General features: G+C 60.2%; 22 protein-coding genes. 7 read left to right on the top strand and 15 right to left on the bottom strand.

Annotation, left to right across the window (positions count from 1 at the left end):
* Positions 1-52: 52 nt before the first annotated feature.
* Positions 53-1003, bottom strand: a complete 951-nt coding sequence (locus GA0061103_RS01910) for a GlxA family transcriptional regulator (protein WP_092706562.1) — start codon at positions 1001-1003, stop codon at positions 53-55.
* Between the two features lie 85 nt (positions 1004-1088).
* On the opposite strand from GA0061103_RS01910, the gene GA0061103_RS01905 reads away from it, so the two are divergent.
* The 3 genes from GA0061103_RS01905 to GA0061103_RS01895 all read left to right on the top strand — a co-directional run bounded on the left by GA0061103_RS01905 (position 1089) and on the right by GA0061103_RS01895 (position 4225).
* Positions 1089-1778 (top strand): DJ-1/PfpI family protein, encoded by a 690-nt coding sequence (locus tag GA0061103_RS01905; protein ID WP_092706560.1) that lies wholly within the window; start codon positions 1089-1091, stop codon positions 1776-1778.
* A gap of 257 nt (positions 1779-2035) precedes the next feature.
* Positions 2036-3034, top strand: a complete 999-nt coding sequence (locus tag GA0061103_RS01900) for an alpha/beta hydrolase (protein WP_092708523.1) — start codon at positions 2036-2038, stop codon at positions 3032-3034.
* 357 nt (positions 3035-3391) lie between these two features.
* Complete coding sequence (locus GA0061103_RS01895) at positions 3392-4225, top strand: alpha/beta fold hydrolase (protein ID WP_208603469.1); 834 nt, start codon at positions 3392-3394, stop codon at positions 4223-4225.
* 139 nt (positions 4226-4364) lie between these two features.
* Here GA0061103_RS01895 and GA0061103_RS34935 read toward each other — a convergent pair whose 3' ends face one another.
* Positions 4365-4538 (bottom strand): hypothetical protein, encoded by a 174-nt coding sequence (locus tag GA0061103_RS34935; RefSeq protein ID WP_015342656.1) that lies wholly within the window; start codon positions 4536-4538, stop codon positions 4365-4367.
* A gap of 351 nt (positions 4539-4889) precedes the next feature.
* Here GA0061103_RS34935 and GA0061103_RS01885 point away from each other — a divergent pair, with 351 nt between their 5' ends.
* The 4 genes from GA0061103_RS01885 (at position 4890) to GA0061103_RS01870 (ending at position 6067) form a co-directional block, all read left to right on the top strand.
* Positions 4890-5099, top strand: coding sequence for a cold-shock protein (locus tag GA0061103_RS01885; protein ID WP_092706556.1), 210 nt, complete (start codon positions 4890-4892; stop codon positions 5097-5099).
* A 116-nt stretch (positions 5100-5215) separates the two neighbouring features.
* Positions 5216-5515 (top strand): hypothetical protein, encoded by a 300-nt coding sequence (locus tag GA0061103_RS01880; RefSeq protein ID WP_092706554.1) that lies wholly within the window; start codon positions 5216-5218, stop codon positions 5513-5515.
* A 34-nt stretch (positions 5516-5549) separates the two neighbouring features.
* The gene (gene rpsU, locus GA0061103_RS01875) at positions 5550-5789 is read left to right on the top strand and encodes a 30S ribosomal protein S21 (RefSeq protein WP_092706552.1); all 240 of its coding nucleotides are present in this window, start codon (positions 5550-5552) and stop codon (positions 5787-5789) included.
* 47 nt (positions 5790-5836) lie between these two features.
* Positions 5837-6067 carry a hypothetical protein gene (locus GA0061103_RS01870; protein ID WP_092706551.1) on the top strand — a complete coding sequence of 77 codons (231 nt, stop codon included), beginning with the start codon at positions 5837-5839 and terminating at the stop codon, positions 6065-6067.
* Between the two features lie 979 nt (positions 6068-7046).
* On the opposite strand, the gene GA0061103_RS01855 is transcribed toward GA0061103_RS01870, so the two are convergent.
* The 13 genes from GA0061103_RS01855 to GA0061103_RS01795 form a co-directional block, all read right to left on the bottom strand.
* Positions 7047-7556 carry a hypothetical protein gene (locus GA0061103_RS01855; RefSeq protein ID WP_425349451.1) on the bottom strand — a complete coding sequence of 170 codons (510 nt, stop codon included), beginning with the start codon at positions 7554-7556 and terminating at the stop codon, positions 7047-7049.
* A gap of 60 nt (positions 7557-7616) precedes the next feature.
* Positions 7617-8648 carry a CorA family divalent cation transporter gene (locus tag GA0061103_RS01850; RefSeq protein WP_092706545.1) on the bottom strand — a complete coding sequence of 344 codons (1032 nt, stop codon included), beginning with the start codon at positions 8646-8648 and terminating at the stop codon, positions 7617-7619.
* Positions 8649-8777: 129 nt separating this feature from the next.
* On the bottom strand, positions 8778-11435 hold the full coding sequence (locus GA0061103_RS01845; protein WP_092706543.1) for a nitrate reductase: 2658 nt from the start codon (positions 11433-11435) through the stop codon (positions 8778-8780).
* Between the two features lie 219 nt (positions 11436-11654).
* Positions 11655-12002, bottom strand: a complete 348-nt coding sequence (nirD, locus tag GA0061103_RS01840) for a nitrite reductase small subunit NirD (RefSeq protein WP_092706541.1) — start codon at positions 12000-12002, stop codon at positions 11655-11657.
* A gap of 10 nt (positions 12003-12012) precedes the next feature.
* Positions 12013-14463 (bottom strand): nitrite reductase large subunit NirB, encoded by a 2451-nt coding sequence (gene nirB / locus GA0061103_RS01835; protein WP_092706539.1) that lies wholly within the window; start codon positions 14461-14463, stop codon positions 12013-12015.
* Positions 14464-14467: 4 nt separating this feature from the next.
* A complete protein-coding gene (locus tag GA0061103_RS01830) occupies positions 14468-15265 on the bottom strand; it encodes an ABC transporter ATP-binding protein (RefSeq protein ID WP_092706537.1) in 798 nt (265 codons plus the stop codon).
* 10 nt (positions 15266-15275) lie between these two features.
* On the bottom strand, positions 15276-16169 hold the full coding sequence (ntrB, locus tag GA0061103_RS01825; protein ID WP_092706535.1) for a nitrate ABC transporter permease: 894 nt from the start codon (positions 16167-16169) through the stop codon (positions 15276-15278).
* A gap of 222 nt (positions 16170-16391) precedes the next feature.
* Complete coding sequence (locus GA0061103_RS01820; RefSeq protein WP_208603468.1) at positions 16392-17723, bottom strand: CmpA/NrtA family ABC transporter substrate-binding protein; 1332 nt, start codon at positions 17721-17723, stop codon at positions 16392-16394.
* 338 nt (positions 17724-18061) lie between these two features.
* Entirely contained in the window at positions 18062-19360 is a 1299-nt protein-coding gene (locus tag GA0061103_RS01815; RefSeq protein ID WP_092706531.1) for a CmpA/NrtA family ABC transporter substrate-binding protein, read from the bottom strand.
* A gap of 55 nt (positions 19361-19415) precedes the next feature.
* Complete coding sequence (locus GA0061103_RS01810; protein ID WP_092706529.1) at positions 19416-20003, bottom strand: ANTAR domain-containing response regulator; 588 nt, start codon at positions 20001-20003, stop codon at positions 19416-19418.
* A 113-nt stretch (positions 20004-20116) separates the two neighbouring features.
* Positions 20117-21172: a siderophore-interacting protein gene (locus GA0061103_RS01805; protein ID WP_092706527.1), complete on the bottom strand. Its 1056-nt coding sequence runs from the start codon at positions 21170-21172 to the stop codon at positions 20117-20119.
* Complete coding sequence (gene fhuB, locus GA0061103_RS01800; protein WP_092706525.1) at positions 21169-23160, bottom strand: Fe(3+)-hydroxamate ABC transporter permease FhuB; 1992 nt, start codon at positions 23158-23160, stop codon at positions 21169-21171. The genes GA0061103_RS01805 and fhuB overlap by 4 nt, the downstream gene beginning before the upstream one ends.
* Positions 23153-24046 carry an ABC transporter substrate-binding protein gene (locus tag GA0061103_RS01795; RefSeq protein WP_092706523.1) on the bottom strand — a complete coding sequence of 298 codons (894 nt, stop codon included), beginning with the start codon at positions 24044-24046 and terminating at the stop codon, positions 23153-23155. The genes fhuB and GA0061103_RS01795 overlap by 8 nt, the downstream gene beginning before the upstream one ends.
* Between the last annotated feature and the right edge of the window lie 142 nt (positions 24047-24188).

Below are 24188 nucleotides of genomic sequence, written 5' to 3'. Positions count from 1 at the left end.
TGCGCGCGACCTTGTTTATACGCCTGCTCGCAGCTGCTGATCGCGGCCGTAGCTAAGCAAAATGATCGCGAAATGCCTGTGGCGTCGTCCCGAATTTCCGCATGAAATTGCGCCGCATGGTTTCTTCCGAACTGAAGCCGCAGCGCATGCGCGCCTGGTACACGCTCAGGCCCTCTTCCAGAAGGCGGCGGGCGGCCTCGATGCGGATTTCCTCCACGGCGCGGGCAGGTGTTCGCCCGGTCGCTTTCAGATAGTGGCGCGAGAAGCTGCGTGCGCTCATATTGGCCTGCTCGGCAAGCGTCGGCAGGGAAAGATCGGAGCGCAGATTGTCCATGATCCAGCCATGCAGACGGTCGAAGCGTTCGCCACCGTCCTGAAGCTTCAGCGCCGCACTGAACTGCGCCTGGCCACCTGGACGCTTGAGGAAGACGACGAGTTCGCGAGCCACGGAAAGCGCCAGCGAACGGCCAAGATCGGCCTCGATCAAGGCGAGCGCGAGATCGATGCCGGCAGTCACGCCGGCGGAACTCCATATCTGCCCGTCCTGGACGAAGATCGGATCAGACTCAAGCTTCACTTGCGGAAAGCGCCTGGCGAATTCTTCGCAACGATTCCAATGGGTCGCTGCCCGCCGTCCGTCCAGAAGACCGGCTTCTGCAAGCAGAAAGGCGCCGCTGCAGACCGAGGCTATCCGTCTGGCATTCGCGGCACGCCGGCGTACCCATTCGATCAGGCCGAGGTTCTCGCAGGCTCTATTGACACCCCAGCCGCCGGCGATGATCAAGGTGTCGAGCGGGGTATCGGTACTGCTGAGTGGGGCGGCCGTGAGTGCGAGACCCGAGCTCGTTTGGGTCTGTGTGCTTTCCGCGACCACGATGGCCTCATAGGGTTTCGGCCGATCGCGCTCATGCGCCGCCTCGTTGGCGCTGGTGAAAACCTGCAGCGGACCGGTAATGTCAAGCAGCTGGGCGTTGTCGAAGGCAAGAATTTCGATGCGGCGCATGATTGGCAAGAAATGACGGTGGTTTGGCAAATATGCCAGATCGTTGTCGCATAGGCTCGGAAAAGTCAATTATCGGAGACATGTCATGACCATTCGCTTCGGCCTGCTTGCCTTTCCAGGCGTCCAGCAACTCGATCTGACCGCACCCTATGAGGTATTCGCCTCGATGGATGATGCGGAGGTGCATCTCGTGTGGAAGGACACGTCGTCCATCGTGTCGGCAACGAAGCTGGTGTTGCAGCCGACGACGGCGTTTGCCGAATGCCCGCCGCTCGATGTGATCTGCGTGCCTGGCGGCGTTGGCGTCAATGTACTGCTGGAGGATGCGGCCGTCTTGAGCTTCATCCGGGAACAGGCGGCCCAAGCCCGCTTCGTGACATCGGTGTGCACCGGTTCTCTCGTCCTCGGAGCCGCCGACCTGCTCAAGGGCAAGAAGGCCACGACCCATTGGAATGCACTTGATTTCCTCGAAAGTTTCGGAGCCGTTGTCACGCCGGGGCGCGTCGTGCGGGATGGCAATCTCTTCACTGCAGGCGGTGTTACTGCCGGCATCGATTTCGGATTGACGATTGTTGCCGCCTTGCGCGGTCGGGAGGAGGCCGAAGCGATCCAATTGTCGCTGGAATACGCGCCAGAACCGCCATTTCATTCCGGCTTACCCGAGACGGCCAGCGCTGAGGTGTTGGCCAGAACCAAGGAACGGCTTGCCGGCTCGAGGATGGCGCGGCAGGCGATCATCGCTCGCCTTGCGGCGGCTGGACATGAGCCTGAATGAACATCGACTTGTCCACCGGCACTGTCACCTCTATGAAACGGAGCACCGATAGGGAAGCGATCATCGGTTGATCGTGTCGAGGCAATGATGGGCAGGCGGATGAATGGAATTCCGGTCTCACGTCGCCTATCATACTTGACACAAATAGCTTTTCTGCGACCGTGGTATCACCATAGCGTCCACGGCCTTGCGGGGAAAAGGCTTATTTGATGAACGAATTCCGATCATTTCGCCGCATATCCTGCTTCGTCATGGCAATGACCGTTCTGATAGGCGCAGGCCTCGGGTCGATATCGCAAGCTGCAGCCGCCGAAGCCTCCGAGATCACACCGCAGACAAAGGCTTCGAGCGAGCAGATCGAGAAGCTGATCGGCACTTTGCGTGACAGCGGCGCCGTGTCCGGAGCCGATCTGTTGCAACGCCGTTCCGGTTTCGAGAAGCTCATGGCATCGGCGCCAGGTCCAGCGCGTGTCCAGATACGGCGTGTCGACGCCAACGGTGTGGATGGTGATCTGATCTGGCCGGCGCGGTTGCATCATCCGATCGGGCGGCGTGCCATTCTCTATTTGCATGGCGGCGGCTTCTATAGCGGCTCGCTTCGCACGCACGCCAACATAGCCGGTTCGCTCGCCAAGGCGGCCTCGGCCGACGTCCTGCTGATCGACTATCGCCTCGCGCCCGAAAATCGCTTTCCCGCGCAAAGAGACGATGCCATTGCGGCTTATCGCTGGCTTCTGACATCGGGATACAAGGCCGGCAACATCATTATCGTCGGCGAGTCGGTTGGCGCAACTCTGGCCATCGAGGTCGTTTTGAACCAGCTTAGGCTGAGTGGTCCGCTTCCCGCCGCCGTGGTCGCGATGAGCCCGATTACCGACTTCGCCGCAACGGGCGCTTCCCTGGCCGCCAACGTCGCAAGCGATCCTTTCATGAACAAGGCCGAGTTGACCCTCATCCACGATGCGTTCGCGCGTGACCGTCCTCTCGCCGATCCCGACATATCGCCGCTCTATGGCAATGTCTCCGGGTTTCCTCCGTTGTTGATCCAGGTCGGCGCTCGCGAAGCACTGCTTGATGACAGCACGCGGTTCGCAGACAAGGTACGCCAGGCGGGCGGCAATGTGAGTATGGAAGTCTGGCCTGGAATGATCCATCAATGGCAGATTTTCCCGTTCTGGCTCGACGATGCGAGGAAATCGAACGAACGCGTTGCGCAGTTCGCGATCGCGCATTTTGTCGATAAGCCCATGCAATAGCTCGCACAACTGGTCGAGCTCAATCTGATTGCGAAAATGTCTGCTCTTCTGCGGTGCCTCATCAAGCGTGCTCGGCGGATTGGGCTATAGCGCCTAATTATTTATCGCAATAAATAATCGCGGATCAAATTTTTATATGGACAAGGCAGGGGAAAGCCATTATGCATATCAATGTCGCGATAATAAATCGCACGATAAATTTAAGTGGAGATTGAAATGAGCCAGTCGATCCCTCAAGCTACTCGTCGGGGCGTTATGACAGCCGGGCTTGGCCTTGTCGCCGCTGCAGCTGCCAGCCCCTTCGCTCAACCTGCACAAGCCTCTACAAAGCAATCAACTTCGAAAGGTAAGGACACAATGAGCAGCAGCACAATCACCACCAAGGACGGTACTGAGATCTTCTACAAGGATTGGGGAACGGGCCAGCCAGTCGTCTTCCATCACGGATGGCCCCTGAGCTCCGACGATTGGGACGCCCAGATGCTATTCTTCCTTCACCAGGGCTACCGCGTCATCGCCCATGACCGTCGCGGCCATGGCCGCTCCAGCCAGACGGCAACCGGCAACGAGATGGATACCTATGCCGCTGATGTGGCGGCTCTTGCCGAGCATCTCGATCTCAAGGGCGCCATCCATGTCGGCCATTCGACAGGCGGCGGTGAAGTTGCGCGCTATGTCGCCCAGTATGGCGGCCATGGCCGTGTTTCCAAGGCCGTGCTGATCGGCGCCGTACCGCCGATCATGGTCAAGTCCGACAAGAACCCCGGCGGCCTGCCGCTGGAAGTTTTTGATGGCTTCCGTGCGGCACTTGCGGCCAACCGTGCTCAGTTCTTCCGCGATATTCCGGCGGGACCGTTCTACGGTTTTAATCGTCCCGGCGCCGCTGTTTCGCAGGGCGTTATCGATAATTGGTGGCGCCAGGGCATGATGGGCGGCACCAAGGCCCATTACGATTGCATCAAGGCCTTTTCGGAAACAGACTTCACCGAAGACCTGAAGAAGATCGAAGTCCCGACTCTCGTCATGCATGGCGACGACGATCAGATCGTTCCGATCGCCGACTCCGCCGAGCTTTCCATCAAGCTCCTGAAGAACGGCACACTGAAGGTCTACAAGGGCCTTCCGCACGGCATGGCGACTACGCATGCGGACGTTATCAACGCCGACCTGCTGGCCTTCTTCAAGTCCTGATGATCTTAGGGCGGTTCGGCTTTTCACGAAACCTCCGGACCGCTCTATCTCCTTGTGTTTACGAAATCCCAGGGCGAGCGCCCGCCAAAAAGGCGGGCGCTTCACAGCCTGCCGGGTGCTGGTGACAGCCCTTGCTGCTTCAGCTGTCGAGTTTCAACGACAGTTGAACGGCGCGCGGCAAGGGCGGTAGCGGCCGGCTGATTTCAACGCGGCGCGTCCATGTGGCGCGCCGTTCCTGCTCGCGCTCCCGAAGGGCCTTCGAGACAGCGACAAAGGTCATTGCACGTTCGATGACTTGTTCTGCCTTGGTCATGGAAATCTCCATTTGTTCACTTTATGTTCTCATGTAAAGTTCCAAAAGTCAAGTAAGACCGCGTTCGGTGCCTGAGCCGCCGATAGGCATGGCGGCTTTCCAATGAAAACGCTAACCAGCGAGCCTAATTCCCTTGTAATTTAAGGGTGATTTTCGGCCGAGCTGATCAATCAGAAAATGTAGCCTTGCCTTTGCCCTATTTCATACCTATGTTCTTATGGTCGATCTTGCTTGATGATCTTTGTTTGCCCGGAAGCGTGGCGCGAATTTTCTTTCAATTTCGGTTTGTAATACTGCCGAAAACGGTTTTCGGCGGAACGAAATCCTATGTCTAATTGAAAGGAATCCGCTATGAGTTCAGGAACCGTAAAGTGGTTCAACAGCGCCAAGGGCTTCGGCTTCATTCAGCCTGAAGATGGCGCAACAGATGTGTTCGTTCACATTTCCGCCGTTGAGCGCGCGGGTATGAATGCTCTCGCAGAGGGTCAGAAGGTTAGCTATGAGCTGGTGCGTGATCGCAAGACCGGCAAAAGCTCCGCTGATAATCTGAGAGCAATCTAATTGTCACTCATCTTGCTGACCACGGATGTACTGGCAGCAATGATTTGATTGACGGAGAAGGTCGGGTTTATGGCCCGGCCTTTTGTATTTCTGCGACCCATCTGCAAGGGGATGCGATGAGCAGAATGAAATATTCAGTTGGAGACATCGTCGCCCTGAAGGCCGATCTCAACCGGCTGAAAGCGGCTCCGAGACTATGTCGGATCATAAACACACTGCCCTCCGACTCAGACGAGATCCATTATCAGGTGCGCTTTTTGGACGAGAGTTTCGAGCGACGTATCTCGTCGACCGAAATCGAGAAGTTGAGCACGGATCCAACTGCCGATGATCAAGGATCAACTCCTCGCAAACAGGAGCCATGGCTCAAACCTCTCGCGATAGGTGGAAAAGGCAAGCATTCCGTCAAGACATAAAGCGTCACAGAGCACACTATGGAAAGGGTATGTTTTGCAGGTTTTTGTAAGAGATAATGATATTGATCAAGCCTTGCGCGTGCTCAAGAAGAAGATGATCCGAGATGGTGTATTCCGCGAGATAAAGATACGCTCGGCCTACTTAAAGCCATCCGAGCGTCGCGCTTTAGAAAAGGCGCAAGCCATTCGACGGCAGCGCAAGCTGCTGCGGAAAAAGCTGCAAAGAGATGGCTTGCTGCCTAAAAGTAATCGCAGCAGGAGCGCAAGTCGTTAGCATCTAGACATTTGTCCTCGTTCGGTATTTCGCAGAAAGGAGCGATCATGTCAGCTACCAAGGAACAGTTCTTCAGGAAGACCGCAGCTCTCAGTAATGATAAAGCCACAATTACCGACAACGCAGCAAAGACCATTGTCGCGGCAGAGAACTCAGCGCGTGAAAAGAAAACAGAGGCTTTACGAGCTCTTCGCCTGCAACAACAAGCAATGGCCGAACCGAAGGCAGAAAAGTCAATAAAAGCACGGAAAAAACCTATACGGCGTGGTAAAGCGTGAGCTCGCTGTTGTTTATCCACCACGATGAATGATACGCAGACAATTCGGCTGCGGAAGCCGACAGTGATAGTTTAAAATCCCAATCGCTCTCGTCGCTCGACGTCTTTGGCGTTGAGAATGGCGCAATAAGCTTTCGCCTCCTTCTCAGTCAGAATACTCAAAATCCAATGTGCGGGCTGAGCGGCTCTTCTTGTGAAAATATCATACACAGTCCATGTGCAGTCACGCTCCTGGCCAACCGCGTATCTGAGCGTAACCTTCGACATGTGCCACCCATGAAGGATGGTGGCGGAACGATTTCCGTGTCACATCGATCAGTTTCAGTCTATCAGTTATCCGATGTCCCGAGAAGGTGAATTCATGATTACGCTTCCGCTGCTCGAAAACATATTTTCTCAAGGCGACAGAAATGGTGACAATGGGAAATAATTTTTCCAAACACTTGAATTCTTCGGAACAATGGACTACATTTTCCGAAATGGCATTGTTGGTGAGCGCCAAGTAAATTTGGAGGCTCGCAGTGTCTTAGTCGCTTTCGTCTTCTGACCACGGATGTACTGGCATTGGTGCGGAGGCGATGTCGGGAAGGTCGGCGCGATTTCGCTCCGGCCTTTTTTGTTGCCGGCAGCTCAGGGAGGCAACATGAGTGCATATAAGCTCAATCGGCAAAATAAGCCTTTGTCCAAGGCCGAGAAGGCAGCGATTGTCACGAATGAATCTGCGTGGGCCATTATTCACAACGAAGAGGCTGCGCGGGAAAGCAAGACTGAGCGGCTCCGCAAGGAAAGACTGGCCAGGGAAGGATCCGAGCCATTGGCCGAGAAGCCAAAGAGCAAGCCGAGGCCCAGAAGTAGAGGCTGACTGGTCGTCGAAGTCCAATCCGACACATATCCGTCATGCGGGCGGACCTGATCTCAACGAACGTCAAGTCAGCGCCCGGTCATGATTGACAACGAGCAACGGGCTTCCGTTTTCAGCATCATTGACGATGCAGATTGATCTCGCTCGTCACGACCGATTTGCCTGAGCTTAGATCCTTATCGATGGTCCGTAGCGTCAGCTGGCTGTTGCCTTGCCTGCGGATGGTCATATTGGCATCGCGATCGCCATTGACGAGGCGTGCCCAGCGCACCGCCAGATTGATGACATTGCCCTGCCTGCTACCCGATAGCTGTGACGTCGCACCGGATGGGCCGGTATAGGTGCCGAAATATCGGTTTCCGCGCGTCGTGAGCTGGGCCGAGATCGCGCGACTGATGATGAGAAGGCCGCGGCAATTTCCCCTCATCGCAATCGAGGAGCCAGGTGCGCTGATGCTGAATTTGCAGGAAACATTGATCGGCGAGTCGCCGATCTTCCGAAGTACCTTGCCGGTTCCTGTCCAGCTGCCGTTCAGCGGCTTCAGAAATCCGCTTTCATCGGCGGCGGCAGGTGTTGCCAGGCAAATCGTGGCAAGGAAGGCGAGAAGGCACGCTTGATGACGCATCATATCAATCCCTTCATCAGACTGGCTAGGAACGTCGCAGACACATGCGCGGTTCCCAGGCAGTCAGAGCCAGTTGATGCGCTTCAGAATATAGAGGGTGACGATGGAGGTGACGGCGACCAATATGACGATGATGACGAAGGCCCAGGTGTCGTTGACGCCTGGAATGCCGCCGACATTCATGCCGAACAGACCGGCGACGACACTTGGTGGCAGCAACAATGCGGCAAGCGCTGCAAGCCTGTTGGAGTTGCGCGCAATGCGTTCGCTGATGACGGTCGAAAGGTCATCGTGCAGGATGCCCGTCCGGTCGCGGATCGCATCGAGATATTCGATGCAGCGCATCAGCTTGTCGATGACCTCACGCATGCGAAGCTTGTCGCGTTCGGCAAGCCAGGGAGCGTCGTCATGTTCGATGCGGTTAAGGGCATCGCGCTGAGGTGAGAGATAGCGTCTTAGCTGCACGGCGCGTCTGCGAAGCAGCTTCAGGCGTTCGCGGACCTCGGCAGCCTCGCCGTGGAAAATCAGTTCATCCAGCTCGTCAACTTCCTCATCCATCTGATCAAGAACGGGCTCCAGGTCCCTCACGAGCTTGTCGCTGACGAGCGCCAGCAGCTCGCCGGTGCGCTTCGGCCCCTTGCCCTTTTCTAACGCTTGGCGAATGTCGCGAAGGGCGGTGATGTAGTGGCCGCTGTCGCGAAGCGTCACGACGCGATTCTCATCCACCCAGGCATGCAGGGGCACGAGATCCAGATCCTCGGCCGCCTCTTCGGCGTCGTCGGGTGGGGCTGCGCAGACGCCGCGAAGAATGATCAGCAAGCCATCATCGACCGGCTCGACGCGCGGACGCGATTCATCCTCGAGGAGCGCATCGGCGACAAGCGGATCGAAGCCGCCATTGTGCGCTACCCACGCCGCCGCGGCGTTATGATCGCGCTCGAGGTGAACCCAGAGAATTCCGTCTGTCGGCTTCCAGCTCTGCAGGCCGGCCGCGCCGATCTCGCGACAGCTGCCATTGCCGTCGAGAAGGACGGCGAAACGTATGCCGGGCTCGGCGCCGTAGCTCAAGTGAACCTTCCGGCTCTCGATCTCCATCCGCTCCCATCCTCCCCCGGGTGTAAAAGGAAAGCGAAATCATGCAGCTATTTTCAATAGTTCTAGCACTGAGAGCGTTAAGGTGAAACCGGAGTTTAGGGCGAATGATCGGCTATGATGCCGGACCGCTCATTCTGCTGCCGCCGTGAGATAACCGTCGATGATCGTACGGATCTCGGCCCGGCAGGAGCCGCAATTGGTTCCGGCATTAAGCTCCTTGCCGACGGCTTCGACACTGTGACAGCCGCCGCGAATGGCCGCGACGATCTGATTGACGCCGACGCTGAAGCAGGAGCAGACCGTCGCACCGGCGTCGATCGCATCGGCTCCCGGTCTGCCTGCGACCAGCGCAAATCGTTTCCTGAGATCGCCGTGCGATGCCGTAAGCTGCGCGATCGCCCAATTTCTGGCGACTGCGACGGGCTGGCGGGCGACGAATAGGGCTGCAAGCAGCTGTTCGCCATCGAAGAAGGCAAGGCGCAGGTCTCCGGAGGCCTCATCGGCATAGCCGAGCGGTTCAAGGTCAACTGGTATATCGAATGTCGCGCGGCACCAGCCGATCCAGTCGTCCGGCGCCAGATCGAACGCAAGCTCTGTCCGCCAGCCGCCATCGGCCTTGGCGAGCGCCCAATAGGCGCTGTCGAGATCGCGCGGCTTTGCTGCGGAAATTGCGAAGCAATAATGCGAGGCCTGGAAGCGGTGCGCACGGACCGCGACATTCTTCGAAGCCGGCTGGCCGGAAACGGGGTCCGTGAGCGGAGCGACTACGGCATCGACGCGGGCTTTGGCAGCAAAACTGTCATTCCAGTGCATGGGCACGAACAGGCTGCCGCGCGCCTGCCGCTCCGTCACCAAAGCGCGGACGATCACCTTGCCGTGCGGGCTCTCGATCTCGACCAGGCCGGCATCCGCGACACCGATCTCGATCGCGTCACGCGGATGGATTTCGGCGAAGGGCTCGGCGATGTGGCCCGATAGGCGGGCACTCTTGCCAGTCCGTGTCATCGTATGCCAGTGATCGCGAACGCGCCCGGTATTGAGTGTCAGGGGAAAGCGGCTATCGGTTCGATCGGTTGCCGGCGGCTCTATGGCGACGAAGCGTGCCTTGCGATCGGGATGATAAAATCCGCCATCTGCGAAGAAGCGTGTGACCTTCGGCGTCGCTCCGGCGGGCTGTGGCCACTGGAAAGGCTGAAGGGCATCATAGTCTTCCATCGCGATCGCGTCATAAGCGCCGATGTCGAAATCGCGGCTGCCCTCGTTTTCGAAGCCGGAAAGGCCTGCGTGCTCGGCGAAGATCTGCGCATTCGTCCGAAAGGAGAAGGCTTGGGAAAATCCCATGCGGCGGCCGACTTCGGCCATTTGCCACCAGTCGGGTCTGGCTTCGCCTGGAGCTGCGAGAAACTGCCGCTGCCTCGAAATCCGCCGTTCGGAATTGGTGACGGTGCCGTCCTTTTCGCCCCAGCCGAGCGAAGGCAGCAGCACATGCGCATGCCGCGTCGTGTCCGTCTCGCGCAACACGTCGGAGACGACGACGAAGGGGCAGGCCTTGATGGCCGCCTCGACGGCATCGGCGTCCGGCATCGAGACGACCGGATTGGTCGCCATGATCCACAATGCCTTGATACGGCCATCGGCGACGGCGCGAAACATGTCGACCGCCTTCAATCCTGGCTTTCCGGCAATCCCTGACGACTGCCAGAAGCGCTGCACCCGATCGCGATCCCCGGCATTCTCGATCGCCATGTGAGCGGCGAGCATGTTGGCGAGACCGCCGACCTCGCGGCCGCCCATGGCGTTCGGCTGGCCGGTCAGCGAGAACGGTCCCATGCCGGGCCGGCCGATGCGGCCGGTCGCGAGGTGGCAATTGATGATGGCGTTGACCTTGTCGGTGCCGGATGAGGATTGGTTGACGCCCTGGCTGTAGCAGGTGACGACCTTCTCGGTTTGGGCAAACAGCCGGTAGAATTCGCGAAGCTGCATGGCGGGCAGGCCGGTCAGCTCAAGCGCCCGATTGAACGACACGGAGCTGGCGGCGGCGAAAGCCTCGGCAAAGCCGCCGGTGTGCTCGGCAATGTAATTCTGGTCGATCGTGTTGCTTGTGATCAGATGCTCGAAGAGACCCAGGAAAAGCGCAACGTCGCCATCCGGCCGGATCGCCAGATGCAGATCGGCGATATCGCAGGTCATGGTCCGGCGCGGGTCGATGACGACGATCTTCATCGCCGGTCGTGCCGCCTTTGCCGCCGCCAGCCGTTGATAGATAACGGGATGGCACCAGGCGAGATTGGAGCCGGTAAGGATGACGAGATCAGCGAGCTCGATATCCTCGTAAGTACCGGGCACCGTGTCCGAGCCGAAGGCGCGGCGATGGCCGGCAACCGAGGACGACATGCAGAGCCGCGAGTTCGTATCGATATTGCCCGAGCCGATGAAGCCCTTCATCAGCTTGTTGGCGACATAATAATCCTCCGTCAGCAGCTGACCGGAAACATAGAAGGCAACGGCGTCAGGGCCGTGCTCGGCAATCGTCTCGCCGAAGCGGTTCGCAACAAGGTCGAGCGCCTCGTCCCAACTCGCTCTTTCACCTTGGATTTCCGGATAGAGCAGACGGCCGTCGAGATCGATCGTTTCGGCAAGCGCCGAGCCCTTCGAGCAGAGGCGCCCGAAGTTGGAAGGGTGGTCAGGATCGCCTTTGACGGAGACCTTGCCGCTGTCGTCGACCCTGGCAATGACGCCGCAGCCGACGCCGCAATAGGGGCAGGTGGTTTTGGTTTCAACGGACATGGATTGTGTCCGTGAAGCTCAGAAGATGTGGCGAAATACCCCCCTCTGTCAGCTTTGCTGACATCTCCCCTACAAGGGGGGAGATTGGTTGGAGCAAGAGGCTGCCTTCATCGAACCAAAACGAAGAATTCGGCGATAGTGGCGCCATATGATCTCCCCCCGTGTGGGGGAGATGTCCCGAAGGGACAGAGGGGGGTATTTTCCCGCGCACTGTCATCCTCACTCCGCCGCCATCATCTGACTTTCGAGCGCGATGAAGAGCGCCCCGTCCTCGTTGCGGACGGGAATGGTCCGCACTTCACCCTGGTCGGCGCCAAGCGCCTTGCCGGTTTCGAGCGAAATCACCCAGTTGTGCAGCGGGCAGGTCACCGATGCACCATGAACGATCCCTTGGCTGAGGGGGCCGCCCTTGTGCGGGCAATGATCCTCGATGGCAAAGACCTCGTTTTCCGCGGTGCGGAAGACCGCAATCTTGCCCTGTGGGGTTTTCACGCAGCGCGCGCCGCGTAGAGGAATGTCCGAGATATCGCCGATTGCATGCCAGGTTTCCTTTGGCCAGGTTGTCATGTTCATTTCCTCACTCGGCGGCCTGCGGGAAGCCGACTGTCGCCATCGGCTTGAATTCATGCTTGTCCTTGCCGGAGACGCGCTCCGACCAGGGATCGACCTGCGCGAATTTCTGGCTGAAGACGAAGCGGTCGTAGTAGGCCTTGCGCTTCTCGTGATCCTGCATGATCTGGCGGCGGACCTCGTCGAGACCGATGCGCTTGGCCCATTTGTAGATGCGTTCGAGATAGCGGCCCTGCTCGCGATACATCTGCGTCAGCGCGACGATATGCTCCAGCGCTTCATCCTCGGTCTTGACGAGGCCCAGGATCTCCGTGCCCTTGATGTCGAGGCCGGCGGCACCGGCAAAATGGATCTCGAAGCCGCTATCGACGCAGATGACGCCGATATCTTTGCAGGTCGCTTCGGCGCAGTTTCGCGGACAGCCGGAGACGGCCATCTTGAGCTTGGCCGGCGTCCAGGAGCCCCACATGAATTTCTCGATGCGGATGCCGAGGCCGGTCGAATCCTGCGTGCCGAAGCGGCACCAGTCGGAGCCGACACAGGTCTTCACCGTGCGCAGGCCCTTGGCATAGGCTTGCCCCGAGATGAAGCCGGCCTTGCCGAGATCAGCCCAGACGGCGGGCAGATCCTCCTTGTGAATGCCAAGCAGATCGATGCGCTGGCCACCGGTCACCTTCACCATCGGGATCTCGAACTTGTCGACGACATCGGCGATGGCGCGCAGCTCGTTCGAACTGGTAACGCCGCCCCACATGCGCGGCACCACGGAATAGGTGCCGTCCTTCTGGATATTGGCATGCACGCGTTCATTGATGAACCGAGACTGGTAGTCGTCGGCATATTCGTCCGGCCAGTCACAGACGAGGTAATAGTTCAGGGCCGGGCGGCATTTCGCGCAGCCGCAGGAAGTCTTCCATTCAAGCTCCTGCATAACGGCAGGAATGGTCTTCAACCCTTTGGCTTTTATCAATCTTCTGACATCGTCGTGGCCAAGCTCGGTGCAAGTGCACATCGGCTGGACGGCTTTCGGATTGTAGGCATCGCCAAGGGTGATTGACATCAGCTGTTCGACGAGGCCCGTACAGGAGCCGCAGGAGGCCGACGCCTTCGTGTGGGCGCGCACGTCGTCGAGCGATGTCAGGCCCTTGGCCGTAATGGTTGAGGTGATCTTGCCCTTGCAGACGCCGTTGCAGCCACAGATTTCCGCATCATCCGGCAAGGCTGCAACGGCCGCCATAGGGTCCAGTGGCGACCCTCCCTGATAGGCCTGGCCGAAAATCAGGGTTTCGCGCATCTGCGAGATATCGGTCGCCTTCTTCTTCAGATCGTTGAACCAGGCGCCGTCGGCCGTCTCGCCGTAAAGCACGGTGCCGATGATCCTGTTGTCCTTCAGCACGAGGCGCTTGTAGACCCCGGCTGTCGCGTCGCGCAGGACAATCTCCTCGCGGTCGTCGCCATCGGCGAAGTCGCCGAGCGAAAACAGGTCGATGCCGGTGACCTTCAGCTTCGTCGGCGTGTCCGAGTGTACGAAGGCGGCACCGGCTTCTCCTGCCAGATGTGAGGCGGCCACACGTGCCATTTCGTAGAGGGGTGCGACGAGGCCATAGACAATGCCGCCGACCTCGGCGCATTCGCCGAGCGCCATGATGGAGCCATCCGAGGTCTGCATGCCGTCATCGACGACGATGCCGCGGTTGACGGCAATGCCTGCCTCCTTGGCAAGGCCGATATTGGGGCGAATGCCGACGGCCATGACGACGAGCGTGGCCGGGATCACGCGTCCATCGTCAAGTTCGATCCCCTCGACCTTGCCGTCGCCGATGATCGCCTTGGTGTTGGCCTTGGTGATGACCTTGATGCCGCGCGCCTCGACGGCCTTTTGCAGCAGATAGCCGGCGGCCGGATCGAGCTGGCGTTCCATCAGCGTGGGCTGCACATGGAGAACGGTGACATCCATTCCGCGCAGGCTAAGGCCGGCTGCCGCTTCGAGACCAAGCAGGCCGCCGCCGATGACAACGGCCTTCTCGCGCGATTGCGCGGCAAGCAGCATCGCCTGTACGTCGTCGAGGTCGCGATAGGTGATGACCCCGCGCAATTCCTTGCCCGGAACCGGAATGATGAAGGGGACTGAGCCGGTCGCGATGACAAGCTTGTCGTAGCTCTCGGTCACGCCGTGATCGGAGGTGACCGTCTTTGCCACCCGGTCGATGGCGACGATCTTGTGCCCCTTGTAGAGCGTGATGCCGTGCTTGATGTACCAGCCGTCGCCGTGGATGATGATCTGCTCGAAGTCCTTTTCGCCCGAGAGGACCGGCGACAGCATGATGCGATCGTAATTGACGCGCGGTTCGGCGTTGAAAATCGTGACCTGATAGAGATCCGGCGCCTTTTCCAGAAGGTGCTCCAGCATGCGCCCCGGGGCCATGCCATTACCGATGATGACGAGTTTCTGGGTCATGGTGTCACTCCGCGGCTTCGACAAAGCGGTGGCGTTCGTAGAGGAACTTCAGCACGGCCTCGCGGCATTTGAGGTAGGTTCTGTCGGACGCAAGCTCGATGCGGTTGCGCGGCCGCGCGATCGGCACTTCGAGGATATCGCCGATATGGGCGGCAGGCCCGTTGGTCATCATGACGATGCGGTCGGAGAGCAGCACGGCCTCGTCGACATCATGGGTGATCATCACCATCGTGCTGCCGAGGCGAGCGTGGATTTCCATCACCGCATCCTGCAGATGGGCGCGGGTGAGCGCGTCCAGCGCGCCGAAAGGTTCATCGAGCAGCAGGATCTTCGGCTGCATGGCAAGCGCCCGGGCAATGCCGACGCGCTGCTTCATGCCGCCGGAGATTTCCGAAGGTCGCTTATCCTTGGCATGCGCCATCTGCACGAGATCGAGATTGCGCATGACCCAATCATGACGCTCGGCCTTGGTCTTCGTGCCGCGAAACACCTTCGAGACTGCGAGATTGACATTCTCGTAGACGCTGAGCCATGGCAGCAGGCTGTGGTTCTGGAAAACGACGGCCCGATCCGGACCCGGCGCATTGACCTCGCGATTTTCGAGCAGGACTGCCCCGGCAGAGACTGGCGTCAGACCGGCAATGAGGTTCAGCAGGGTCGACTTGCCACAGCCGGAGTGACCGATGATCGAGACGAATTCGCCCTTGTCGATGACGAGTTCGATGCCCTTCAGGACTTCGGCCCGCTGGCCGCCGCGATCGAAATATTTGTCGATGTGATCGAGCTTCAGATAGGCGCTCATCAGGGTCTCCTCAATTGCCGGTCATGCCGCGGGTGACGATGGCGCCGAGCCCCGCGACCAGACGGTCGAGGACGAAGCCGGTGATGCCGATATAGGCCAGCGCCACGATGATGTCGGGCAGGCGCGACGAGTTCCACGCGTCCCAGATGAAAAAGCCGATGCCGACGCCGCCGGTCAGCATTTCGGCGGCGACGATCGCAAGCCAGGAAAGCCCGGCGCCGATGCGCAGTCCGGTGAAGATGTAGGGAGCGGCGGCCGGCACCATGATGCGGAAGAAGAATTCGATCTGGTTCAGCCGCAGCACCTTGGCGACGTTGCGATAATCCTGCGGAATATTGCGAACACCGACCGCCGTGTTGATGATGACGGGCCAGATCGAAGTGATAAAGATCACGAAGATCGCCGAAGGGTTGGAATTCTGGAAGGCCGCGAGCGAGAGTGGCAGCCAGGCAAGCGGCGGCACCGTGCGCAGCACCTGGAAGATCGGGTCGAGGCCGCGCATCGCCCAGACCGATTGCCCGATTACCGCGCCGATCAGCACGCCGGCAACGGCGGCAAGGCCGAAGCCATAGGCGACGCGCTGCAGCGAGACGAGCACGCGCCATGCAAGCCCGATATCCTGCGGCCCATTATAGAAAAAGGGATAGACGATGAGGTCGTAGCTCTCCTGCCAGACCTGCGAAGGCGGCGGCAGGCTGGCGCCTGGCTGCTCACAGAGCAGTTGCCAGATAGCGAGCAGAAGCACCAGGACTACCAGGGGCGGCAGGACGCTGCGCAAGACAGCAAACCCCATTTGACTGATGTCGATGCGGCGGGCAGGGCGAGTTGAGAGGGTCACGACCTGGCTCTTGGATGCCGTTGTTGCTGTCGGATTGGCTGTTTGTTTACGAGCGAGTGCGGACATTTGTTCAAATCCTTGAAACTTGCGCGACGAGGAAAGCGCGGTAGCCCCTCACCCCGGCCCTCTCCCCGTTGAAACGGGGAGAGGGGGATGAAGAGCTCGGAGCCGAGTCGGCAGCTGAAGGCGAGAGGAAGGCTGCGGGTGCGTCTTGTTCCTTCTCCCCGCGCGCGGGGAGAAGGTGGCCGACAGGCCGGATGAGGGGCTTTAGGGCCGAATAGCAAGCCATCACGACGCCACCTTGATCGAGAGGCTTTCGAGGTAGGCAGTCGGGTTTTCGGGATCGAAGACCTTGCCGTCGAAGAAGGTTTCCTTGCCGCGAGAGGTCGATGCCGGAATGTCCGACGCGGCTACGCCGATATCCTTGGCGGCGTCGCGCCAGATGTCCTGGCGGTTGACCTGGCCGACCAGTGTCTTGATGTCGGTATTGGGAGCGAACTTGCCCCAGCGGATGTTCTCGGCGATGAACCAGGCATCATGGCTCTGATAGGGGTAGGAAACGCCGCCCTTCCAGAACTTCATGTAAAGATCGGTGCCCTTGGCGACCCGGCCGTTGCCATAGTTGATGTCGCCCTTGAGGCGGCCGAGCACATCCTTGGGCGGCACGTTGAACCATTGCCGTTTGCCTAGAATGGTGGCCATCTCCTCCTTGTTATCCATGCTATCGCACCATTGCTGGGCTTCCATGATGGCCATCAGCAGGGCCTTGGCGGCATTCGGGTTCTTCTCGATCCAGTCAGCACGCATGCCGAGGGCTTTTTCCGGATGGCCTTTCCAGATCTCGCCGGTCGTGCAGGCGGTAAAGCCGATGCCCTGGTTGACGAGCTGTTCGTTCCAGGGTTCGCCAACACAGAAGACGTCCATGTTGCCAACCTTCATGTTCGCCACCATCTGTGGTGGCGGCACGACAATGGTCGAGACGTCCTTGTCGGGATGGATGCCGCCGGCGGCCAGCCAATAGCGGATCCACAGATCATGCGTGCCGCCCGGGAAGGTCATGGCCGCCTTGATCTCCTTGCCTGCGGCTCTTTTCGCGTCGAAGGCGGCTTTGAGCTTGGATGCGTCCAGCTGGACGCCGGTTTCTGCATATTCCTTTGCGACCGAGATGCCCTGGCTGTCGTAGTTGAGGCGGGCGAGGATCGCCATCGGCACGGGTTGGTTGTTCTGCGTCACCTTGCCGGTATGCATGAGGTAGGGGAGTGGCGAGAGGATATGGGCGCCGTCGATGCCGTTCGCCGCGCCGCCAAGCACGAGGTTATCGCGCGTCGCGCCCCAGGAGGCCTGCTTGGCGACATCCGTGTCGGGAAGGCCGTGCTTTTCGAACAGGCCCTTTTCCTTGGCGATAACCAGCGGTGCGGCATCCGTCAGGGCGATGTAGCCAAGCTTGACCCCCGACACTTCCGGTCCCGAGGTTGCTGCGAAGGCACCGGAAGGGAAGGCCGCTTTGACCGCGCCGATCAGGGCTGCCGTGGCGGATGTCTTCAAAAGGTTGCGGCGCGTAACACCACCGGACAGGATCTTCTTCACTTGCAGTTTCCCCTTGTTTTGCTCGTGACGCATGGATTTCGGACATAAAAAAACGCCGCTCGGTCGATGCGGCCCGGGACAGAAAAGGAATCCCCGGGGGCAAGAACCTTGCGACGTCGATGTCTTTGGCGAGCGCGTTTTCCGCGCATTGCGTGCCTCGATCGCCGTTGATCGGGGCGAAATTAGATAAGCAAGCCGCGTGCCAGTTTTTCACGGCGATGTCATGGCATTGTAATTACTCGATTATTTAGGAGGATGGTTCGACGGCTCGCTTTGCGGGCAGTTGCGATTTCTGCAAATATTTTGAGCGGATGCCGCTCGCTCGGCTTTCGATCCTGCGCTTATTCTGTGCAGCGCAGCATAACTGGAGGCTAGATGTCGTCGCTCGAAGACCGCGTCGCGCTTGTCGTTTTCACGGCAAATCCGGCGACATAGGCGGCGATCTCCGCTGGATCGAAGATATGGCCGTCCATGAAGCGGTCGCCATCCCCGTCGCCCTCGATACGGATATCGGCATCATCGGGTGACGCCTCGTTGCCGAGCGCCAGCCGATAGAGGTCAGAACGGTAGGCCGAGGCTGCCATCTTCATGTTCTGCTCGGAAAATGCGCTTTGCCCCCAGCGTATCATCTGGCTGAAGATCCAAAGCGCCTGGCTCGGACGCGGATAGTTGGCAAAGCCGCCATGGAAACTGAAATATCTGTCGATGATGCGGCGATGGCCCCTCGCATCAAGATTGAATTCGCCCGCCAGCACATGGCGGATGATGTGCACGGGGGCCGCGATATAGCGCTGATCGGCAAGCGCTTCGGCGAGGGCATCATGATTTTCCGCCCGGTCGCACCAGCGCGCTGCCGCGTCGAGTGCCACGATGAGGCGGGAAACGGTTTCGGGATGGCTTTCGGCCCATTCCGGGCGCATGCCGATCACCTTTTCCGGCGCGGAGGGCCAGATATCCTGTTTGGCCGCGACGATGCGGCCGACGCCACGTTCGGATGCGACCATGTTCCAGGGTGCGCCGACGCAGAAGCCATCGATGGCGCCGGCAGCAAGCGCATCGGATGTGAGAGGCGGCGGCACGACGACCAGCTTCACGTCCCGGTCCGGATCGATGCCGCCGGCGGCCAGCCAATAGCGGAATTCGTAATTATGCGACGAGAAGGGATAGGTCATGCCAAGCGTCGGCGGCTGCTCCCCGCGCGCCTTCATGGTGTCGACCACTGTCGCAAGTGCCTGCGAATTTTCCAGTGCGCTTGCCTGATCGGAGAGACCTGTTTCTTCGCACATGCGGTCGAACAGTCGCGTCGACAGAGTGATGGCGTTGCCGCCGCAACCGAGAGAGAATGGCGTAATCGTGGGCGAGGGGTTCGAGCCCAGCCCGAGCATCGCCGCGACCGGCATCGGCGAGAGCATATGGGCGATGTCGAACTGGCGAAAGGCAAGCCGGTCGCGGACATTGGCCCAGGAGACGTCCTTGACGAGATCGAGGGCGATCCCCTCCTTGCGGGCGAAGCCGAACTCGGCAGCCGCAATCAGGACAGATGCATCAACGAGCGGAATGAAGCCTGCGCGCAATGTACGCGGGCCTTCGCTGGTAATCTGGGCAGGCGCCGAAGGATTGCTGTCGCCCACCTGTCGGGCTTTGGCGGAACGGGCTGCTTGCACTCTCATATTCACTCCGATGCCTCCCCTCTCAAGGCGGCGGGCAAGATGGGGCTCAGTACGCTCACATCAGCAACCCCGCTGCCGTCACGACGCTTTGCGCGATCTCGGACATCTTCTTCTTCTCGTTCATGGCCGTCTGTCGCAGCAGCGCGAAGGCTTCGTCTTCCGAAAGGCCGCGCATCTTCATCAAGATACCCTTGGCCCGCTCGACGATCTTGCGCTCTTCAAGCGCCGACTTGGCGTCCGCCAGCTCTCGCTGCAGCCGGCTGAAGGCATTGAAGCGGCTGACAGCCATATCGAGGATCGGCTTGACCCGTTCCTTCTTGAGGCCGTCGACGATATAGGCCGATACGCCGGCCTCGACTGCCGCTTCGATCGAGGCGGTGTCGGAGCGATCGACGAACATGGCGATGGGCCGCCCTACCGTCCGCGTCAGCTGAAACAGATGCTCCATCATGTCGCGATTCGGATTTTCGAGATCGATAATGATGACGTCGGGACGAAGCGTCTCGATCGTGCGTGCGACGCCCTGCACTTCGTGGATGACCGTCACCCGCGCATGGCCAGCCTCCCGCAAACCCTCCTCGATGATCGAGGCGCGGATCGCATTTTCATCGATCACAAGAATGGTCAGATCGAGACGGCTCATGCCGTCTTTATGACGCAATGCAGCAAAGCGGGCAAGGGCCGTTCGATGAAATATTAGGCGAATTAAAATTCGGCCTAAATTTTGATCATATCAGTTGCCTTCTGGCTAATTTCTCAGCAGTTCTGCCAGTAGGCCGCGATACTGAAGGTGCCGGCATCCCTCGCGAGCTTGCTCTTGAGGAAGGTGCGGATGGCGCGGGCCTGTTTTTGCTCACATGCGGCCCAGACAAAGGTATCGGGATCGGTTGCAGGCACGATCTCGCGCAGGATGCGTTCAAGCGTATCCGTCGCCCCGGCAGCGGCGCCATTGCGATGCAGCCAGGTAATATCCATCGATGCGCTTGATGTCAGCGGCTGCTCTTCTTGTTTGCCGGCGACCTCGAGAACGATGCGCAGCTCGGCATCGGCAGGCACGGAGGCTGCGATGCGAGCAATGGCCGGCAGCGCGGTTTCGTCGCCAGCAAGAATGAGCTTGCGCGCCGCCGGCACGCCGCCGCCACCGGGGCCGATCAAGCCGGCACGATCGCCGCGGCGCGCAGTCATCGCCCAGGTCGCTCCCGGCACGTTGTCGCCTTCATGCACGACGAAATCGATGTTCATCTCGCCGCGGTCAAGATCGATGCTGCGGATTGTATAGGCGCGGATGGTCAGCGCATCATCGCTCTTCGGCCAATGGATGCGGCCGTCCGGCTCCGTATGTGGCCAGACCGGCTCGCGGCCCTTCGGCGGAATGAGGAGGCGCACATGCAGGCCGCCCTCGACGAAATGCTTGGCGTCATCGGTTGCCACTACGACACGGCGCATATGCGGGGTAATGTCGTAGGCATCGACGACGCTGATCTCGCGGAAGTTCGGTATGGCAGACGGCTGCGGCCCATCGGCCCAGCTGAGGGCGAGTGTGTTGCTGGTGGAGAGTTCGAACAGGTTTTCGGCGACCATGCTGCGGATCGTGAAGAGCATGGCTGCCGTGGGGCAACGCAGCTTGATGTCGAGACGATCGTTGCTGACGGCGATATCGGCGCTGCCGATGACGGTCTCGAGACGGGCGCCGGCCTCGCTCCGCGTGATGGTGACATGTTCGGCAAAACGCGCGCAGAACTGCTCCAGCAACTGACCGGCATCCTTGTGGGTCGCCACGCCGCAAGCGGTGAAATCCCTTGCATGCATCATTTCTTTGTCTCCTTGCGGGTCAGGAACCAGATGAGATAGGGGCCGCCGATCAGGGCCGCGAACAGGCCGACGGGAACCTCATAGGGAAAGATCACAATGCGCGACAGCCAATCGGCCAGCACGAGCAGCATGGCGCCAAGCAACAAGCTCGCGCCCAACTGTTTGACGGTGCTGCGAAAGCCGATGAGGCGCCCAAGATGCGGCGCGATCAGCCCGGTCAGGCTGAGTGGGCCGACGAGGAAAGAGGGGATCGCAGTCAGGAGGGCCGCAAGAACCGCCAGAGTGAGGCGGCTTGCCGCAACCGAGAGGCCGACGGAGCGCGAAACGTCGCCGCCGAGCGGCAGCACATCGAACCACCGTCGCAGGACGGGCAATACCGGAATGAGGAGGGCGGCCGAAATGATGCCGGTCCAGGCTTCGAAGGAGCCGGCCCGATTGGTGGAGCCTGACAGCCAGGTCAGCAGGAGATAGGCGCGCAGATCGCCGCGAGAGAGAACAACCGAGACGATTGCCATGCAGAGGGCGCCGATGGCGACGCCCGAAAGCAGCAGTCGCTCGGGGTCGAAGCTGCCGCGCGCGCTGAATGCCATCATGGCAAGGAATGCAATCAGTGCGCCGACCGTCATTGCCGTAATCGTGATGGCCGGTGACGGAAATGCAAAGAGGAAGAGCGCGATCGTCAGGCCCGCACCGCCGCCGGCGCTCACACCCAGGACCTCAGGGCTTGCGAGCGGATTAGCGGTGAGGCGCTGCATGATAAAGCCAGCTGCGGCGAGCATCGCGCCGGCCGTCGCCGCAACGACGGTGCGCGGCAGGCGGAAAGGCAGAAGTTCCCGGAACTGGCTGCCGATCGCCACGTGCCAGCCATCGAAGCTGCGCCCGACCGACAGAACAAAAAGGATCAGGAGAACGAAGCCGAGCGCAAGCAAAGCAAGCGCTCGTCCCGGTGCTGCGATAGTCAGCCGTGCCCGAGGACCGCCATCGGCGCGGAGCGGATTGCCGGAATGCAGGCGCCGCGGAAGCAGCAATAGGAGCGGTCCGCCAAGGAGCGCGGTCGCTGCTCCCGTCGGAGCGAGATCGGTGAACCCCGGCGAAAGGAGCTGCACCGCGCAATCCGTCAGAAACAGGAGGCCGGCGCCGGCGATGGGGGCGGCGATCAGCAGCTGCCGGGTGCGCCGCGCGCCGCAGAATCTGGCAATGTGAGGTGCGGCAAGCCCAAGAAAGCCGATGATGCCGACCTGCGCCGTCACCGAAGCCGCCAGCCAGACGGCAAGCGCCAGAACGGCGAGGCGCATGCCGTGCAATGCAAGGCCGAGGTTCTTGGCGCTGCTGTCGTCCAGGCTCATCACTGTCAAAGGACGGACCAATATCAATGCGGCGGCAAAGCCGATGACCAGACGCGGCGCGAGCGTGATGACGCCATCCCAGCTTTGCTGGTTCAGCGCGCCCGCGCCCCAGATGAAGACGGACATGGCATATTCGCCGCGTGCGAGAATGATCGTGACGCTAAGTGCGGTTGCAACCAACGTCACCATCATGCCGCATAGCGCCACCGTCACCGGGTCGAGACCACGCCGCCAGCTCAATGCCAGAACGATCAGGACCGCCGCGAGCCCGCCGGCAAAGGCGGAGATCTCCCGCGGCAGGCCGATCAGCAACGGAAAGAGCCCGACGGCGATCGTCATCGCCAGCTGCGAGCCGGCGGCGATCCCGAGTGTCGAGGCGTCGGCGATCGGATTGCGCAGCACCCTTTGCAACAGAGCACCGGAAAGGCCGAGTGCCGCGCCGGCGATGACTGCGATCATCGAGCGCGGCAACAGGCTATCGATCAACAGGATATGGTTGAGGGTCGCCGCCTCGTGCACATCGGCAGCAAGCTGTGGCCGCAGGAAGAGGAGCGCCGCAAAGGCAAGGGCACAGATGGCACCGAGCAGGGCGCCATTGCGTGCCAGCGATTTGTCTTGGGCAATCACAGGCCGATCAACCATTCCATGCACGGTTGAGCCCTCCTGCAAGGAGATCGGCGAAGCGTTCTGCCGCCGACAGCGCGCCATAGGGATTGATCGAGCCGAGCATGAGGACACGACCTTGCCGTACCGGCGGAAGCGCATTCCAGAATGCGCTTTGCTGGAGTTCCGCCAGAGCTTCGGCCGGATGCGGTGGGATGAGGACGATCCAGGCGTCCGGCATGGCGGCGAGTCGCTCGATGCCGACGGGTGCGGTCGCCGAATAACTCGTCAAGTCCGGCCAGGCATTGGTCAGGCCGGTGCGGGTCAGAACTTCCCCGAACATGCTGTCGGAGCCGAAGACACGAAAGTGCCTGGCGTCGCCCAGATTGATGGGCAGGATCGGCCGATGATCGCCCTTGCTGAAACTGGCGCGATAGGCTTCGAGCTTTTCGCGCGTGGCATCGACGAGGGCACGACCGGTCGTAAGTCCGAGCCGCTCGCCGATCGCAAGCGTTGCCTGCTCGGAACGTTGATAGGGGCTTGCTCCGGGCTGATAAATGGCATGGCTCTCGACCGGTGCGATCAGCCGCATGCGATCGTCGGCCCAGGCGTAGAAATTGGAATTGAAGATCAGATCCGGCCTGGCGGAATAAAGGACTTCGAAATTCGGCGTGCCTCGCAGCCCGAGATCGGCAACGCCCGCTGGAATGATGGGGGTGACGGCAACGTCTCGGAATTGCAGCAGTTCGGTACCGGCAACCACATTGGCGCCGATCGCCAGCAGGGTTTCCAGAATGGCCCAATCGAGCGTCGCCACACGCGGGCTCGTCGCCGCGCGCGCCGGCGTCAGGCCGGCAGTCGCGCCCGCTCCTGCCATCGCAAGGAACTGTCTTCGCGACAGTTTATGAGCGTTTCCTGCGGTCATGGGAAATAGCCGACCAGGCTGCAGCACGGTGGCTGGGCAAGCATCCCCGCGCCGAAGCGGTAAATTCGCTGCAGCCACTGCGTCGTCATGCGTAAACGTTGCCTTCGATTTGAAACGAGTTCGAGGATTGCCTTGTGGCAAT

Source organism: Martinezella multihospitum (assembly GCF_900094585.1).
Classification (GTDB): Bacteria; Pseudomonadota; Alphaproteobacteria; order Rhizobiales; family Rhizobiaceae; genus Rhizobium; species Rhizobium multihospitium.
Note: the sequence above shows the minus strand (reverse complement) of the source record. Positions and strands in the feature narration are given on the sequence as shown.